The organism is Psychrobacillus insolitus (assembly GCF_003254155.1).
GTDB classification, from domain to species: domain Bacteria; phylum Bacillota; class Bacilli; order Bacillales_A; family Planococcaceae; genus Psychrobacillus; species Psychrobacillus insolitus.
This window is the reverse complement of the sequence record NZ_QKZI01000001.1, coordinates 42,006-60,535: the sequence shown is the minus strand read 5'-3', so window position 1 is coordinate 60,535 and position 18,530 is coordinate 42,006. Positions and strand designations below refer to the sequence as shown.

The following is an 18,530-nucleotide window of genomic DNA, read 5'->3' as shown; positions in this document are numbered from 1 at the left end:
CCTAAATAATAAAACCCCTAAAGCCCTTTCCCTTCTATAAGCCTCATTGTATCTCTCGCTATCATAATTTCTTCGTTTGTTGGGATGACAATAACTTTTACCGGAGAATGCGGATAATTGATAAACCCTTCCGTTCTGTGTCCTCTATTTAAATCAGGGTCCATATAAACACCCATAAACTGTAGTCCAGCCAACACTTTTGCTCGAATCACGTCACTATTTTCTCCAATACCCGCTGTGAAAATAATAGCATCCACTCCGTCCATTCTAGCTGCATATGAACCTATATATTTATGAATTCGATTCGCAAAAACATCTAATGCAAGTTGCGCACGATCATTTCCTTTTGAAGATTCTTCTACAATTTCACGTAAATCACTTGAAAAACCTGATACACCTAGTAACCCGGATTTCTTATTCAGAACATCTAGTACACCTTCTGCACTCTTTCCAGTTTTCTCCATCAAATAAGGGATAAGTGCAGGATCAATATTACCAGACCTTGTACCCATCGTGACCCCAGCAAGTGGTGTAAATCCCATTGATGTATCAATTGATTTCCCTTGGTTTATGGCAGCAATACTTGCTCCATTTCCTAAATGACAAGAAATAAAACGAGTGGTTTCAATCGGTCTATTTAGTATCTCAGCAGCTCGATTCGCTACAAACTTATGAGAAGTTCCATGAAATCCATATTTACGAATACCATAATTTTCATAATAACTATATGGAATGGAATACAAATAAGAACTTTCAGGCATCGTTTGATGAAAGGCTGTATCAAAAACAGCTACTGCAGGAACGTCTGGTAATTCTCTTTGGAACTCACGTATCCCGGTCACATTTGCAGGATTATGAAGAGGTGCCAACTCAGATAATTTTTCGATCGTTTCTAATACTTCTTCTGTTATTAATACCGAATCACTATATATTTCTCCGCCGTGCACTACTCGATGTCCAATGCCTTGAATCTCATCTAATGATGAAATTACGCCTTTTGTTATCAATAATTCTATTAATAACTCTACTGCTTGTTTATGATTATCAATTTTTTCTATTATATGAATTCGTTCTGTATTCGTCGTCATTGTAAAAAAAGGTTCACTTAAACCAATACGTTCTATTAATCCCTTTGCGATCACTTCTTCTTCTGGCATTTTTAATAATTGGAATTTTAATGATGAACTTCCGGCATTTACTGCTAAAATATTTGGCATAAAAAAACGCTCCTTCTTTGAACTTGTACCTTTATTGTACAGTTCATGAGTAGGAACGAGCAACCTTTAATTTTAATTTTCAATTTATTCTCGCCAGATATCAATTTTTCGAAAAAATAATTCCAACGCAGTTTTATTCGACATATTTGGAACTTTTGCGAGTAACACTTCTCTAGGTGCTTTCAATACATCACTTTTCTTTTGAAGAATTAACAAGCTCTTTTCTTGCCCTTTTGTTTTAAAAATAGATGCTGGAAACTGAATAACTGCTTCTATCCATCCATATTCTTTTATAAACTTATGCAGATTTGAAGCTTGTTTAGATTCAAAAATAGTTTCAGGAACTAAGAAATATAAATGTCCGCCGGGCTTTACATGTTTCATCGATTGTTCGATGAATAAGTGATGCGCATAAGACATCTCCTCCGTACTATGCAGGAAAAAGTCCTTTGAAGTCTCATTATCTGGATAATAACCTACCGGTAAATCACTTACAACGATGTCTACTGGATCGATTAATAATGGTTTGAGTGCATCTTGTCTAAACAATTGAATATCACATTCTAAAAGTTCACCCGTTTGGGATGCTAATTGAATCAATAAGTCATCTATTTCTACACCAAATGCATTTTTCTCACCATCTAACATATTCATGACTGTATAAAGTAAATTACCTGTACCTAAAGCTGGATCTAAAATAGAAAGTTCTTTTTTGCCCTTTGTCATTTCTTTGATAAAATAGCTTACTAAAAGACCAATTGCGTCAGGAGTCATTTGGTGATTCACTTGAACAGCCTTTTTCATTCCCTTTAGAATCGCTAATTGTATTCCTTTTCTAATCTCTTCTTTATCTGGATTATTTAGGACTGGTGCTTTTTTATCCGATAGCCACAACTCAAGTGAGTATATAACACCTTCTAAATAAGTAGCATTCTCTTGCTCTTCAATAAACGTACTTTCCTGATCGATAAACGTAAAAATTTGTTCCATATTTGTTTGCATATACTATCCCTCAAATGAAAACCCACTCGAATGAAGAGTGGGTTTATTTTTATTATTTTTTTGTTGCTTCTTTAACTGCTTCTAATGCTTTATCGTAATCTGGGTGGTTTGTACCCTCGCTTACATATTCTACATACGTTACTACATCATTTTGATCTACTACAAAAATAGAACGTGCTAGTAAACGTAATTCTTGCATCAATACACCGTATGCTTCTCCGAAAGAAACATCGCGATGATCTGATAAAGTTTGTATAGCATCTGCAGCATTTGCTCCGCACCAACGTTTTTGTGCGAATGGTAAATCAACAGAAACAGTTAAAATGACAACATCGTCACCTAAGCTTGCAGCACTTTCGTTAAATTTATTTGTTTGAGTCGAACAAACACCAGTATCAAGTGAAGGAACCACACTAATTAAACGAACTTTACCAGCTGAATCTTTAAGTGTCACTGGTTTCATATCATTTGCTATCACTGTAAAGTCTGGTGCTTTTTGTCCTACTACAACTTCACTACCAACTAAAGTTACAGGATTGTTTATAAATGTTACTTGAGCCATTATATATTGCCTCCTTTTTCATTATCTTTATCTTACTAGAATACGTTCTGTTCTTGCAACTCTTTTGCAGTATTTGATTTTTCATAGAAACCTTTTTCTTTTTTATCGTATGCCCCTTCATGAATTACCAAAGTATCTGCGATAAAATCATGAATTGCTTGATTTCTCGGTGTAAAAGCAACTACGAGATATGGAATATTGAATGGAATGACAGAAATTATTCGACCAATCCACTCTCTAAATAGAACTGTACTCCATTTTAATTTTGCACCATCTTTTGAAATAACACGAATCCCAAATATCATTTTCCCAACTGTTTGATTACATAATTTTGTCATGACAATAAAATAACCGTAGAAAATAGTTGCAGTTATCACCGCAAATGGAGCATACCAAGATGGATTATTTATGTCTAATGAAAACAAACGAAATATTGGTTTGATCAAGAGCATACCAATGGAAGCTAAAACTAACAAATCTACTGTATATGCCCAAAAGCGTATCCAAAACCCTGCCGCCTTGGATACATATTGCTCTGTGTGATTTACAAGGATTTGTTGGGATTCAGATTGATTCGACAGCACATTATTTTCTGGCGATTGTACATATTCGCTCATCATATTCCCCTCCTTATTTATTTCCATATAAATACATCATACTTGGAGCACTATTATCTGCGATCAATTTCGCAATTAGCTTAGATTCCATATCAACACCTAAAAATGATTGTGCTTTCATCGCAAATAAGGAAGATATATTTTGTGAATATCCATACTCAAATACTTCTGCATCTTCCAAATTATAATCGGTCTTAATAGCTTGAACAACATCTTCTAAAAACCCGTAATCATCCGCGAGTCCTGCTTCAATTGCTTGTCGGCCATTTAAAATACGGCCATCAGCCACAGCTTTCACTTCAGCTTCTGTCATATCTCTGCCTTCTTCAATAATATCAACAAAATCTTCATAAGAATCATTTAACATTTCTTGTAACATATTACGCTCAACTTCTGTCATTTCTCTAGTCGGACTCATAATATCTTTATATGGACCTGATTTAATCGTTACAAACTCCACTCCATACTCTTCTGCTAATTTTCCGTAGTTAATAGACTGCATGATTACACCAATAGATCCTGTCATCGTCTCTTTATTTACAAAAATTTTCTCTGCCGGTGCAGAAATATAATATCCACCTGAAGCTGCCATACTACCCATTGATATATAAATAGGTTTAGATGTATCATTTTGAATTTCTTTGATTTCTTTATATATCTCTGCTGATTCTACGACACCACCACCAGGTGAGTTCACTTCAAGCACAATTGCCTTAACAGATTCATCCATTTTTGCTTGTTCTAATTGCTGTAAAAATAGCTGATGATTATATCCTTGTGTTCCAAAAAGTGTACTAGCACTACCTGTATCTTGGATAGTACCATCTACTTTTAAGAGCACCACACGTTCATTTAAACTACCTTCCTCTATAGTTGTTTCAAAAAGATTCGAACTCGATACAGAAGCAAATTCATCCATTAGCGCCGTCCAATCCGTTGAAAACACACTAGAAAGTGTATTCACAAAAATGGAAACTCCCAATAATATGCTTGCTCCTAAAATTGCAAACCAACGTTTCATATTCATATTTCTTTTCCTCCTTTGATGTCTACTTTACTTACGAAAAAAATTACTAAATGTTTCATTTTATGGTAAAATAAATATATTAAAGAAAAAGGAGCAACCCTATGACCTCCCGAAATAAAATTTATCTTCACACTAAGAATGACACAAATACTATACAAAAAAAAGGATTATTAAAAGAAGTAATTGAACAATATGATTTTGAAGTGGTAGAAGATCATCAAAATGCTTCCATCATTGTTAGTGTTGGAACTGATGGCTCTTTTTTACAGGCAGTTAGAAAAACTGGATTTAGGCAGGATTGCCTCTACGCCGGAATATCTACAACAGGCTCTTTGAGCATGTATTGTGATTTTCTGATAGATGATTTAGATGCAATGGCGGAAGCAGTTCTTCAAGACAATATTGCAGTACGTAAATATCCCGTCATGGAAATTTCAGTAAATCAAAATCCATCATTTTATTGTTTAAATGAATTTACGATTCGTTCGAATATCATTAAAGCGTTTGAGCTTGAGGTATTAATCGATCAATTGCATTTTGAAACTTTCCGTGGTGATGGAATGGTTATTTCCACACCAACAGGTAGTTCAGCCTATAACAAGTCTTTAAACGGCGCTGTAGTGGACCCATTTCTCCCTTGTATTCAAGTAGCCGAGATTGCATCAGTTAACAGCAATGACTTTAGAACATTAGGATCCTCGTTCATCTTGAGCGGTAGTAGAGAGCTTGAGCTTAAATTGCATAAAGACTGGAATGAATACCCATCGATGAGTACCGACAACGAGGCACTTAGTATTCAACATGTCCAAACGGTTAATATCACTTTAAGTGACAAAGTTGTCAAAACGGTTAAGTTAAAAAATAACAGCTACTGGGAAAAACTAAGACGTTTATTTTTATGAATTGAAACAGGTAATCTCTTGTTAAATAGAGATTACCTGTTTTTTTCTTACTTCTACTATTTTGGAACCAGTAAATAATAATAATGCTCCCCAAATGAATGAAAAAGAAATAAATTCCATTCTGCTAAATTGTTCATTGTAAATAAATATCCCAACAAGCAACATGATCGTAGGGGCTATGTATTGAATAAAACCTGACATATAAAGAGGCATTGTTTTAGTACCCTTTGCAAATAAAATAAGAGGGATAGCCGTTGCAACACCTGTCAAAGCAAGTAACACAATAGTAGAAATATCTGATTTGAAAAAGACTGCTTGATCAGAAACAACTAAATAACCAAAATATACGATAGCAATTGGTAAGACAAAAAATGTTTCAATCGCTAATCCTCTTATAGGATCAATTGTTAAGCTTTTCTTAATTAATCCATAAAAGGCGAATGAGAAAGCTAAAGTAAAAGCAATCCATGGAATCTCACCGTACGACAAGGTTAAGGTTAAAACTCCCATTGCTGCAATGAGGACTGATATTTTTTGAGCAACAGATAATTTTTCTTTTAAAAAAATGATGCCTAGAAGTACAGATATTAAAGGATTAATATAGTAACCTAAACTCGCTTGTACTATGTACCCTGCATTTACTGCATATATATATGTAAACCAATTCCCTGTGATTAAGTAGGAAGCTACTAAAAGACTCCAGAATGCTGTTTTATTTCTCCAAAGTTCCTTCACATCAGCCATTAGCAGTTTGAAATTTCTCCCAATTATAACTAACAACAATGTAAATACAAATGCCCAAATAATCCTACTTGATAGTATTTCATCACTTTCAACATGTTCTAATAACTTCCAATATATTGGCATAAATCCCCATAATATATACGCCACTGCTACAATAATAATTCCTTGCCTTTCTTCGGCTTGCATAACTACACCTCATGACATTATCTTCGTAAAACCTTACCATTATTCTATTGTTTTCACTTTTAACATGGATAAACACGAAGAAATAACATCCCCGTGTTTATTCAACTTATTTTTTTTGTTGTTCTAATTGTCTTAGTTCAATTCTACGTATTTTTCCAGAAGCTGTTTTTGGTAACTCCTGGATAAATTCTATTTCTCTAGGATACTTATATGGAGCTGTTATAGCTTTTACATAATCTTGTAATTCTTTAATTAATTCTTCTGTACCTTGTTGTGATTTATCACGCAAGATAACAAATGCTTTTACAATAGATCCTCGAAGCTCATGAGGACAACCTATAACTGCACATTCTTGTACTGCAGGATGCTTCGTTAGTGCGTCTTCTACTTCGAATGGTCCGATTGTATAGCCAGAACTAATAATAATATCGTCACTCCTACCTTCAAACCAGAAATAACCATCCTCATCTTTTTTCGCTTGGTCACCCGTAATATAGTAATCTCCTCTGAACTGCATAGAAGTTCTTTCTGGATCCTTCAAATATTCTTTGAATAGTGCAGGTGTATCAAGATGAACAGCAATATCCCCTAATTCTCCAGGTGCACAAATTTCTCCAAGTTCATTAATAATCTCCACGGTATTACCTGGAGTTGGTTTTCCCATAGAACCTGGACGAGCTAGCATACCTTTCATTGTACCGACTAATAGGGTATTTTCTGTTTGTCCATAGCCATCACGAACCTCTAATCCAAATAGTTTATCAAATGTTTCGATAACTTCACTATTTAGTGGCTCTCCTGCTGATACCGCACTATGCAAGGTAGATAGGTCATAGCTTGCTAGTTCTTCTACTTTCGCCATAATGCGATATTCAGTTGGTGTACAACAAAGAACATTTACTTTTTTCTCTTGAATATTTTTTAAATACGTATGAGGTTCAAACTTCCCATTGTAGACGTATCCTATTGCTCCACTCCCTAGCGTTGCGAGAAAAGGACTCCAAATCCATTTTTGCCAACCCGGGCTTGCAGTTGCCCAAACAACATCACCTTCTTGAATTCCAAGCCAGTTAGGAGCAGATGTACGTAAATGTGCATATGCCCACCCGTGCGTATGTACTGCTCCTTTTGGATTCCCAGTAGTTCCACTAGTATAAGATAAAAATGCCATATCATCTTTTTTTGTATTCACCATTTCAAATTGATCTGATTCCGCTTCTAATTCATTCGATAGTGATTGCCAGTTATCTCTACTATCTCCAATGACAAGCAATAATTGGTCTTCTAATTTTTTTACACCATCAAATTGACTTAAAAATGGTTCATAAGCAATAATTGCTTTTGCATCACTATGCACTAATCGATATTCAATATCTTTTGCACGTAACATTTCCGAACTTGGTATAACAACTAATCCAGCTTTCAATGCTGCGATATAAACTTCATACGCCTCTATCAAGCGAGGTACCATTACTAGTACTACATCTCCTTTTCGAAGACCTTTCTTTGTAAATACATTTGCAATTTTATTTGCTCGTTGAATTAGTTGCTTGTATGTGCTTGTTTTATGTTCACCTTGGTCCGATTCCCAAATGAGTGCTAACTTCTCTTCATCTTTACTATACTTCTCAAATTCAGTAACTAAATTATAATCAGTTGGTGCAATTAAGTCTTGTTTATTCATCTTAATTCCTCCTTCAGTCATATAAGTATATGACTATGAAAGTAGGTTTACAAATTATACTTGTCATTTTTTCTATTTTTTCTAATATTCTAATATATTATATAGATTATTACTATGGTTCATACAAAATTTATCACAAAAAGGCAACTCAAATATGAGCTGCCTTTTTGTTTAACTTGATTATTTCTTATTTATCCTGTAAATCTTCCACTGAATCAATATCTACATAAGCAGGTACAACTAGTCCATTTTTTGTTCCTTGAAGATTTGGTCCAAGGTCAACTAAATCATTCTTATACGTTTCATAGTATTCGACATGTGTCCCTGGTAGCCATGCACCAACCATAGCATCCGCACTATTGTTAGCGACACCGGCAAACATGGGTCCAACTTCAACCTGAACATATGACACATCGTAGCCATTTTGTTCAAGCACTTTACCAACAACATTTGTACTGGCAATCTCCGTGTCCCAAGCGACAAATACAAGGTCAATACTTTCTTCATTTCCTGCCCTTGCACCATTCGTCCACTCTGCCACTTTATCCGGATTAGCATCAATCCATTTTTCAGCAGCTTCAGCTGGACTAGATCCATTTGACACTTCAACCATGACACTTTCCATATCACTTGGTTCCCAGAAGAATTGGTCTAAGATCTTATATGCACCAGGGGCATCTTGTTCAAGCCCTTTTCTTACAAGTGTATTTATATCTTCAGCTCCACCAAATGAACCCTTAGGATCGTCTAGATATTTCAAATCGTATGCGGAGAACATCCAATGTGGTGTCCATCCTGTCACGATAATCGGCTCTTCCGCATCATAGGCTTTTTTCAATTCTGCAGCCATAGCTGCAGAAGAACCTTCCACTAGAGTCCAATTATTAAGTTCATAATCAGATATAGCAGTTTTCGCTAGCCCCATAAGTCCTGCACCAGGCTCAATCCCGATTACTTCATAATCGGTTTCGACACCAATCTTATTAGAATTCGCGTTTGTATTTATTTTTTCATTTAACTCTTCAATGGAATCAATATCTACATAAGCAGGTACAACTAATCCACTTTTTGTTCCTTGGAGGTTTGGTCCAAGGTCAACTAAATCATTCTTATATGTTTCATAATATTCCATATGTGTACTTGGTAACCAAGCACCGACCATAGCATCTGCACTATTGTTAGCAACACCAGCAAACATTGGTCCAACTTCAACCTGAACATATGACACATCGTAGCCATTTTGTTCAAGCACTTTACCAACAGTATTTGTACTGGCAATCTCTGAATCCCAAGCGACAAACACAAGATCTATACTTTCGCCATTTCCTGCAGCTGCACCCTTCGTCCATTCTGCCACTTTGTCCGGATTATTTTCAATCCACTGTTCAGCAGCTTCTGCTGCACTCGATCCATTTGATACTTCAACCATGACACTTTCCATATCACTTGGTTCCCAGATGAATTGGTCTAGGATCTTATATGCACCTGGGGCATCTTGTTCGAGTCCTTTTCTTACAAGTGTATTTATATCTTCAGCTCCCCCAAATGAACCCATAGGATCATCCAGATATTTCAAATCAAAAGCAGAGAACATCCAATGTGGAGTCCAACCTGTGACAATAATCGGCTCTTCTGCATTATAAGCTTTTTTCAATTCTGCAATCATAGCAGCTGAAGAACCTTCCACTAGTGTCCAATTTTCTAGACCGTAGTCAGTGATAGCAGTTTTAGCTTGTCCCATGAGTCCTGCACCAGGTTCAATGCCAATAATTTCATATTCAGTCTGAGTACCAATTACATTAACATTTTCATTTATTGCTTTATCTTCAGGAATTGCTAAAACAACCGCGGTTACTACTACTAGTAAAGCAAAAATTAATAAGACAATTTTTGGTTTAATAACTTGTTCATAAGCTGGCTTACGCAAGTTTTGTGTAATGCGATCGAGAATGATTGCGATAATAACAATTGACAACCCAGCTTCAAAGCCTTGTCCTACATTAATTTGACTCACAGCTCTGTATACGTCTGCTCCTAGTCCAGGTGCACCTACTAAAGAAGCTGTTACTACCATCGAAAGAGCAAGCATGATACTTTGATTTACTCCTGCCAAAATCGTTGGCATGGCTAATGGTAATTGAACTTTAAATAATTTCTGGTTAGTCGTTGATCCGAAAGCATTTGACGCTTCGATAAGATCTTCCGGTACTTCTCGAATACCAAGATTCGTCATACGGATAGTTGGCGCAATCGCGAAAATAAATGACGCAACTATCCCTGGTACTACTCCAATTCCAAAAAATAAAATAGATGGAATTAAGTAAACAAATGCAGGCATTGTTTGCATAAAGTCTAAAATAGGAGTAACGATTTTTTGAACCGTTTTATTTTGTGCACACCATATTCCGACAGGTATCCCTATTAGTATAGTGAGAAACCCTGATACTAAAACAATCGCAAGTGTTTGTATTGTCGACTCCCAATAACCTAGATTATCTATCAACAATAAGCTTATTATAGTAAATACCCCTAATGGCCATTTACTCGTATAGGTAACTAAAAGTGCTAAAACGATAATTAATACGATAGGTGGTCCTACACTTAAAACTTCAATTATTAAGTCTAAACCCCAATCAATTGTATCTGTAAAAATTTCAAAAAATCTAGCAAATGCAATGGTTACCCATGCAACTAGGGAATCAACCCATTCTCCAAGTGGTATTTTTGATATATTCATTTAATTAATCACTCTCCAAATCGTTCAAAGAATTTTTATTCCCAGCAAGAGCACCAATTAATGCACCACGAATAACAATTCCTTTAATTCTATTCTCTTCATCTAAAACTGATATTGGAAGATTTGATGTAGCCATCATTTCCATAATATCTACTAGTAAGGCACTCTCTTTTACAGTTGGGATGTCAGTAGTCATCATTTCAGCAATTTGTTTACCTTGATCAATTGCAAGTCGGGCATTCTCAGCAGAAAGTGCACCTAATAACTTTTGCTTACGATCCACAATGAATATACTGGAATAACCTTGTTTTCTCATGATTTCTAGCGCGACCCTTGGACCTCTGTCTATACTAATTTTCTCTGGACGTTTCATAATATGTGATGCAGTTAGTATTTTAGATAAATCGACATCTTCCACGAACTTCTCGACAAATTCATTTGCCGGCTCTATCATTATTTGTTCAGGTGTTCCAAGTTGAATAATACTTCCATCTTTCATTAAAGCTATTCGATCTCCGATACGTAGCGCTTCATCTAAATCATGTGTGATAAAAATAATAGTTTTCTTGAAATTCTCTTGAATTTCAATCAATTCATCTTGCATATCTTTTCGAATTAATGGATCAAGAGCACTAAATGCTTCATCCATCAAGATGATATCTGTATCACTAGCAAGTGCACGAGCAAGTCCAACCCTTTGTTGCATCCCACCACTTAATTGTGAAGGAAATTGGCTCTCGTACCCCTTCAATCCTACAACAGCTAACGCATTCATCGCTTTTTCATGGCGCTCCTTATCGGATATTTTTTGAATTTCAAGCCCAAATCCTGCATTTTCTAAAATTGTTTTATGTGGAAAAAGGGCGAAATTTTGAAATACCATGCTGATTTTTTTCTGTCTCATATTCCTTAAGCGTGTAGCATCCATTTTTACAATATCTTCATTATTGATCAAAATTTCCCCTAGTGTTGGCGTAATAAGACGATTGAACATGCGAATTAACGTAGACTTACCACTTCCTGATAATCCCATTATTACAAAAATCTCGCCTGGGTATATGCTAAAACTCACATCTTTGACACCGACAGTATGCCCAGTTTCTTTTAATATGTCTTTTTTTGAACTGCCTTTTTTTAATAACTCCACTGCAGCTTTTGGAGATTTACCAAAAATCTTCGTTACATTCTTTACTTCTACAATTGGTTCCATTTACACACCTCAGTCATCATTCTCTTCATAAAATTATACATACATTTCTTTTTCATGAAGGCAGATATTTGGATATTAATATTCAATTTTGGTCATCGTACTACATGAAAATGAAGAATTACTTTCTTGGTGTTTCTCCAATTACACTTGTTCATACCAACTTTAGATTTTAATTTGAGAGGAATTAATAAAATAAAAGGGGAGAACTGCATTCATTTCATATTTTAGGGAAATACTAGATGCTTACTATCTAACTATATCGTTATTTACTCTCCACTTCAAATTATCTAGGTATCACACAATTAAAAATATAGTTATTTTTACCTATATTTTAAGAATAGTTAGAACAATCCTTAAACCCTTATATCACTTACTTTAAAAGACTTTTTACAAGCTAATTTTAACCCAGAAATTGGTGTTTTAGACTGAATTCACAAATGATTAGTTTGACCTATTGAATATTATTTGAATTCACAACAAAACAAAAGAAATTTTAGACATTATTTATGTATGAAAATAATGATTACCATTTTTTAAAGATCATGCTTTTTTACTCGAAAGACTACTAACAACAGTACGTTCGCATTGTATTATAAAAACCGGTAGCTAAGCTACCGGTTTCACTCATTCTTTATTTACTATAACCATTCATTTGTGATTGAGCCTGCGCAACTAATCGCTTTGTAATTTCTCCGCCGACGGATCCGTTGGCACGCGATGATGCATCTGGTCCAAGCTGTACTCCAAACTCAGAAGCGATTTCATATTTCATTTGATCGATAGCTTGTTTTACACCTGGGACTAATAATTGATTTGATGAGTTATTATTATTTGTCATGTTCCTCACCTCCTTGTGAAATTAGAATGGTCTTTTTCATTCAAATCATGCACAAGAAGATAGTGGTATATTTTGTTATTTTTTTCTGTTTAGTTCTTCGCGGTCAAATGGGTAATTGCTGCCTTACGCAGAGATAGGTGCTTACGCTTTTCTTTACAATAAATTTTCAAATTCATTTGTCTTTTTAATTGGGAAAGACATGACTTCTCTATTTTCTACCGCTTCTTTTATGAGTTCATCAAAATCCTTAAAGCTTTCATAGAATTCCACTTTTTCAAGTTTTGGTTTTGTTTTCGGACAAGATGGCATGAATATCGTACAACAATCTTCATATGGTAGAATGGATGTTTCGTACGTATCAATTTCCTGCGCAATATCAATAATATCTAGCTTGTCCATTGAAATAAGTGGTCTAAAAATCGGTGTTGAGGTAACAGCATTAATAGCTGTTAAGCTTTCTAAAGTCTGACTAGCAACTTGACCTAAGCTTTCTCCGGTTACAATACCAAGTGCTCCAATTTCTTCTCTTACTAGGTCTGAAATTTTCATCATCATTCTTCTCGTAGTTGTCATCGAGACATTTTCAGGAATTTGCGCTTGTATACTTTGTTGAATATCAGTAAAAGGAATTACATGCAAACGAACTGTTGCTCCGAAATGGCTAAGTCTATTGGCTAAATCCATTACTTTTTCTTTTGAGCGTTCACTTGTAAATGGTGGACTATGAAAATGAATTGCGTCTATTCTAACACCACGTTTCATCAACATATAACCAGCGACAGGACTGTCAATTCCTCCTGAAAGCATCAACAATGAACGACCATTTGACCCTAGCGGCATTCCAGCTGCTCCTGGAATTACTTCTGCCATCATATAAACAGCATCATTTAATACTTCAATACGCAAATCAATTTCCGGCTTTTTCATTTGGACGATTAAGCCAGGACATTGTTGAAGAACATAACTCGCAATATAGGATTGCATTTCATAAGTGTCCATTGGAAATCTTTTGTCTGTTCGTTTTACGGTTACTCTAAATGTTTTTCCTTCATATTCTAGGCCATCCATTATTTTTAGAGCAGTTGCTTTAATATCATCTAAATCCTGCGAACAAGAAGCCACCGGGCTAAACGACTGGATACCAAAAATTTTCGGTAGACGTTTAACCAATTGTTGCATTTCCTCATCATTTGTTGTTGTAAGGAACATTCTATCTCTTTCAGCATTTACTTTCACATTGGGTATATCATTAAATGAAAACTTTATATTGTTTTTTAAATGTGTAATAAATTGCTTTTTATTTTTACCCTTTGTTGATAATTCACCATATCTTACTAATATTTTTTCCCATTTCATGCTATTTACTCTCCTTTTATCACATTCATCACGTGTCTAAATACTTTTTTAAATTGCTGAATTTCATCCAATGTATTCATGGTTGAAAGACTTAATCGAATAACACCTTTTATATAGTCATCTTCAATATGCATCGCTTTTAACACATGGCTAGTTTTAATTTGCCTTGAAGAACAAGCACTGCTTGTAGAGACTAACACACCTTCCTTTTGCAATGCATTAATTAACACTTCTCCTTTTAGTTTGCGAACAGAAAAAGTAAGAATATGTGGCGCTCTATTCTCAGGAGAAATTAGTTTAACTATCGAAAAAGTTTGCAAAAATGAAGCTAAATCATTCGTCATCTTTTGGAGCTTTTCTACATGATCCTCTATATTTTGACTAGCCATTCTAACTGCTTTTGCTGTACTTACAGCTAATGGAACAGGAGTTGTACCACTTCGTATTCCTAACTCTTGTCCTCCTCCGAAGAGAATTGGTTCTACTTCTATGAATTTTTTTAGCGCGAGTAATCCTGATCCCTTAAGACCATGAATTTTATGTGAGGAAATAGTAATTGCATCCACATCTAATTCATCAAAATTTACTTTCATCTTACCAAAGCTTTGCACAGCGTCTATATGGATGAGTGCTCTACTATTACCTCTAACTATGCTAGATAACTCCTTAATTGGTTGAATAGCCCCTGTTTCATTATTCACATGCATGACACTTACTAAAACAGTATCATCTCTCAATAGTTTTTCTACTTCTTCTAAAGAAATAACTCCATCTTTATTTACCGGAATATATTCTACCTTAAATCCTTGGGTACTTAATCTTTTGCCTGCTTCTAGTACAGAAGGATGTTCTATTGCGGAAATAAGAACATGATTTCCTCTATATTTGTATTTATTTGCTAAGCCAAAAATGGCTAAGTTATTAGATTCTGTTCCACCAGATGTGAAATAAACTTTATCACTTGGTGTTTGAAGAATTTCTGCTATTTGTTCTCTTGCAGTTTCTAATAATTCATTTGTATGATGTCCAAATTCATGAATGGAAGCAGGATTCGCCCAAAACTTTTCATTGACTGCTACAAATGTATTAATAATTTCTGAGTGCGCTTTTGTTGTGGCACTATTATCAAAATAAATCATTTTAATTGCCTCTCTTTCTCGGAAAAAAACCACCTTCACATTTATAGTGAGGTGGTTCACATTTATATGCAAAATGTTAGATTACAAAATCACCAAATTGTCTAGTTATGTACGCCTGGCATCTTCTTTTATAAGTATATCAATTTTCTTTAAAGCACCTGGTTCTACTTCTTCCACTGCAGTAGCAGCATCTTCTAAAGCTTTTGCATATCTTAGTTGTCTAAATGCTTCTTCTGCTTCAAGTAGTCGTAAATGAACATTTGGATGACTTCCACGATACCTATTTCCATACTGAATAATCTTTTCTGTTAATAATACACTTTCAAGCATTTCTTTCGCTTTTTTATGTACTTCTTCCATACACGCCTCGGCTTTTGCTAAATAGTTCTCTACTAACCCCATGTTTAACGGAACTTCTTCTAGACTTTGCATCGCAATATAAATATGTTCTTCTGCTTCTTCCAAACGAACATCCATTTCTTCTGGAATACCGGGAATATTGGCTTTTTGAAGCATACGATCTGTATCATGTAAAATATCTTTCAACTCTTCTAGTTTCTCACGGGCTTTGTTTTCATCTATGCGAAGATTTTCCAAGCGATTTGCAAAGCGATCTTGTTCTTCATATAGTCGATCTATTTCTTCTGAAATCTCGTTTAGTTCGTCTTGTAAGCTAGAGTAAGCTGATTTTTCCCCGTCTACTCGCATTGTAAGCAGTTCAAACTTTTTCTTTAATTCTTCTAACTCTTTTAAACAACTTTGAGGAATTTCTGCCTCTTTTTCAGGCAAACGATAGCTTTGTTGGACAAATGCTGCTTCTTCACTTGTAGCACGTGTCACTGAAGTAACTTCTATTAATCGAGATCCAGTTTCATCTTTGTATTGATCTACATACTTTTTGGCTAATACTTCTTTTTCTAACAAGTCATAAAACGTCTCAATTTCATCTTTTATTTCTTCCACTCTAATAATTGGATTTGCAACTTTCAAATCAACAATTTCTACTTTTAACTCTTTTAGTTCTTGCTCTATACTATCAAGATTTTTTGCCATTTCAAGATGTTGTAAGTAATAAGACTGTTCTTCCATTTCTCTTATTCCTCCACGTAATTCATGGATACTAGCAGGAATTTTATGTTGAATTTCCTGTAAAAGTGTAGGAATGTCTCGTAGTTTATGGAAAAAAGATTGTCCTTCGTTTTGTAATGAAATAACGATTTCTCTTGCTTTTAAATAATTTCCTGTTTCTGTTAATTGATCAAATTCCTCAAAATGTGGATTAAATGATTCTAGTTTCTCTTCAAGAGCAGGCAATGCTTCACCGAAAGAATATTGATGAGCAAGAACTGTTTTTCTAGCAGCGCGATGCTGTTCTATAAACTGTTCCATTTCAATTCGGTTCTTTTCTTCACTTCCAATTAACTCCTCAAGTTCCTTCAAGATTTTCGTCATTTTTTCATCACAAGAATCAATCAATACTTGAATATCTTTTTCAATTTTCGAAGCTTGGAAAAACAGTAACTTATCTAAATGCTCTTCAGCATCAAATAAAAGAACATCGACCTTTGGCATATGAACATCCATCACTTCTGTCCAAGTATTTCTCCAACTTTCAAACATTTCTTCTGTTTGACCATTCATGTTTAGTTGTTTAACTTTCGTCATTTCTTCTAAAATTGGTTTATTTTGAATTTGGTGTTTTTCACGTTCTAAGCGTGCAATTTCAGCATTATGTTTTCGTCTTATAATAAAAGCTATAACTGCTATAACCGCTATAACTAAAAGTATTATGACCGCTGGGATGATATACTTCATCGTAAGCCCCCTGTTCAAAATCAAAAAATTCTTCCTCTATATATTACCATGGTTTTTATGTTATTGTTTCATAAAACAATAGAAAAGTAATGAAATCTTTAAAAAAAAGTAATTAAATCATTAGGAGGCAAATTTATATGAAAAAAGATGGTCATATTCATACTCCATATTGTCCGCATGGAACACTTGATCCATTTCACGCTTATATTGAAAAGGCAATTCAAAACAATTTTCAAGAAATATCTTTTACAGAGCACGCCCCACTTCCTGAAAATTTTGTAGATCCTACACCTGATCAAGACAGCGGCATGGATATCAAGCAACTCGAACAATATATAAACGATATTCAGTTACTAAAAAAACAATATAAAAAAGATATCGTTATTTCAACAGGATTAGAAGTCGATTACATTGTTAATTTCGAACAAGAAACTGCCTCATTTTTAAATACATATGGTAATTTATTAGATGACTCTATCCTATCAGTCCATTTTTTGCTATATGAAAATAAATACACATGCATCGATTTTTCTAAAATAGTTTACTTAGATTTCATTAAACAAATAGGAAGTCCACAAGCCATGTATAAATTGTATTATAAAACGCTATTGGATTCAATAAGGAGTGACTTAGGTATTTTTAAACCTAAAAGAATTGGTCACATTACACTTATCCATAAATTCCAGCATGCATTATTAAATAAAGTAAATGACCATGAAAATATTATAGCAGTATTAAATGAATTAAAAATCCAACAGCTAGAATTAGATGTAAATAGCGCAGGTTTAGCTAAACTTTTTTGCAAAGAGAGTTATCCACCTCCTCGCTATATTCAATTGGCCAAAGATTTAAGTATACCCATTGTTTTTGGGTCAGATGCTCATCAAAAGGACGATTTGCTTCAATTTTATAACGAATTTAGTACATTTTTTGAGAAAGGAAAATAATTATGTTTACAAAATCAGCTTATTCAGAAGACTTATCAGCAAGTTACACGATGCTTTCTAAGCAACTAGATGCACTTTTAACCGGAGAAACAAATACTATTGCCAATTTAAGTAATGCATCTGCATTATTAAATCAATTTTACGATCAAATCAATTGGGTTGGCTTTTATTTAATAGATGAGGGTGAATTAGTTCTCGGTCCTTTCCAAGGCTTACCTGCTTGTGTCAGAATCCCATTGAGTAGAGGCGTTTGTGGAAAAGTCGCATCGTTGGAAGAAACGATTATTGTTCCAGATGTACATGCTTTCCCTGGTCATATCGCATGTGATGCGGCAACTCAATCAGAAATTGTTTTGCCAATACTAAAAGATGGTCAACTTCTAGGAGTGTTAGATATTGATAGCCCCATGATCAATAGGTTTACAGAACAAGATGGGAAAGGTTTAGAACTTTTTGTACAAGTTTTAGTTAAACATTTATAAGAAAACGCTAAAGTGTCCTTTTTTCACATGGACGTTGTTGGGTCACTTTGGACGGAACTTATGGT

At 34.6% G+C, this 18,530-nt stretch carries 16 protein-coding genes; 3 read left to right on the top strand and 13 right to left on the bottom strand.

Annotation, left to right across the window (positions count from 1 at the left end):
• Positions 1-17 precede the first annotated feature (17 nt).
• From C7437_RS00265 to sppA, 5 genes are all read right to left on the bottom strand, one after another.
• Positions 18-1,217: an acetate kinase gene (locus tag C7437_RS00265; protein ID WP_111437654.1), complete on the bottom strand. Its 1,200-nt coding sequence runs from the start codon at positions 1,215-1,217 to the stop codon at positions 18-20.
• An 84-nt stretch (positions 1,218-1,301) separates the two neighbouring features.
• Complete coding sequence (locus C7437_RS00260) at positions 1,302-2,219, bottom strand: class I SAM-dependent methyltransferase (protein ID WP_111437653.1); 918 nt, start codon at positions 2,217-2,219, stop codon at positions 1,302-1,304.
• 52 nt (positions 2,220-2,271) lie between these two features.
• Positions 2,272-2,781, bottom strand: a complete 510-nt coding sequence (gene tpx / locus C7437_RS00255; protein WP_111437652.1) for a thiol peroxidase — start codon at positions 2,779-2,781, stop codon at positions 2,272-2,274.
• A 35-nt stretch (positions 2,782-2,816) separates the two neighbouring features.
• Entirely contained in the window at positions 2,817-3,398 is a 582-nt protein-coding gene (locus C7437_RS00250) for an RDD family protein (protein WP_111437651.1), read from the bottom strand.
• A 13-nt stretch (positions 3,399-3,411) separates the two neighbouring features.
• Positions 3,412-4,425 carry a signal peptide peptidase SppA gene (gene sppA / locus C7437_RS00245; protein ID WP_111437650.1) on the bottom strand — a complete coding sequence of 338 codons (1,014 nt, stop codon included), beginning with the start codon at positions 4,423-4,425 and terminating at the stop codon, positions 3,412-3,414.
• Positions 4,426-4,526: 101 nt separating this feature from the next.
• Here sppA and C7437_RS00240 point away from each other — a divergent pair, with 101 nt between their 5' ends.
• A complete protein-coding gene (locus C7437_RS00240) occupies positions 4,527-5,327 on the top strand; it encodes an NAD kinase (protein WP_111437649.1) in 801 nt (266 codons plus the stop codon).
• A 21-nt stretch (positions 5,328-5,348) separates the two neighbouring features.
• On the opposite strand, the gene rarD is transcribed toward C7437_RS00240, so the two are convergent.
• The 8 genes from rarD to ezrA form a co-directional block, all read right to left on the bottom strand.
• Entirely contained in the window at positions 5,349-6,257 is a 909-nt protein-coding gene (rarD, locus tag C7437_RS00235) for an EamA family transporter RarD (protein WP_111437648.1), read from the bottom strand.
• Between the two features lie 106 nt (positions 6,258-6,363).
• Positions 6,364-7,941: an acyl-CoA synthetase MbcS gene (gene mbcS / locus C7437_RS00230; RefSeq protein WP_111437647.1), complete on the bottom strand. Its 1,578-nt coding sequence runs from the start codon at positions 7,939-7,941 to the stop codon at positions 6,364-6,366.
• 187 nt (positions 7,942-8,128) lie between these two features.
• Positions 8,129-10,678 (bottom strand): glycine betaine ABC transporter substrate-binding protein, encoded by a 2,550-nt coding sequence (locus C7437_RS00225; RefSeq protein ID WP_111437646.1) that lies wholly within the window; start codon positions 10,676-10,678, stop codon positions 8,129-8,131.
• Between the two features lie 4 nt (positions 10,679-10,682).
• A complete protein-coding gene (locus C7437_RS00220; RefSeq protein WP_111437645.1) occupies positions 10,683-11,888 on the bottom strand; it encodes a quaternary amine ABC transporter ATP-binding protein in 1,206 nt (401 codons plus the stop codon).
• A 631-nt stretch (positions 11,889-12,519) separates the two neighbouring features.
• Complete coding sequence (locus tag C7437_RS00215) at positions 12,520-12,726, bottom strand: alpha/beta-type small acid-soluble spore protein (protein WP_111437644.1); 207 nt, start codon at positions 12,724-12,726, stop codon at positions 12,520-12,522.
• A gap of 153 nt (positions 12,727-12,879) precedes the next feature.
• Positions 12,880-14,082 carry a tRNA uracil 4-sulfurtransferase ThiI gene (gene thiI / locus C7437_RS00210; protein WP_111437643.1) on the bottom strand — a complete coding sequence of 401 codons (1,203 nt, stop codon included), beginning with the start codon at positions 14,080-14,082 and terminating at the stop codon, positions 12,880-12,882.
• A 5-nt stretch (positions 14,083-14,087) separates the two neighbouring features.
• Positions 14,088-15,221 (bottom strand): cysteine desulfurase family protein, encoded by a 1,134-nt coding sequence (locus C7437_RS00205; protein WP_111437642.1) that lies wholly within the window; start codon positions 15,219-15,221, stop codon positions 14,088-14,090.
• A gap of 105 nt (positions 15,222-15,326) precedes the next feature.
• Positions 15,327-17,036, bottom strand: a complete 1,710-nt coding sequence (gene ezrA / locus C7437_RS00200) for a septation ring formation regulator EzrA (RefSeq protein WP_111437641.1) — start codon at positions 17,034-17,036, stop codon at positions 15,327-15,329.
• Between the two features lie 137 nt (positions 17,037-17,173).
• On the opposite strand from ezrA, the gene hisJ reads away from it, so the two are divergent.
• The gene (gene hisJ, locus C7437_RS00195; RefSeq protein ID WP_111437640.1) at positions 17,174-17,983 is read left to right on the top strand and encodes a histidinol-phosphatase HisJ; all 810 of its coding nucleotides are present in this window, start codon (positions 17,174-17,176) and stop codon (positions 17,981-17,983) included.
• A gap of 2 nt (positions 17,984-17,985) precedes the next feature.
• Positions 17,986-18,465, top strand: coding sequence for a GAF domain-containing protein (locus tag C7437_RS00190; protein WP_111437639.1), 480 nt, complete (start codon positions 17,986-17,988; stop codon positions 18,463-18,465).
• The last annotated feature ends 65 nt before the right edge of the window (positions 18,466-18,530 follow it).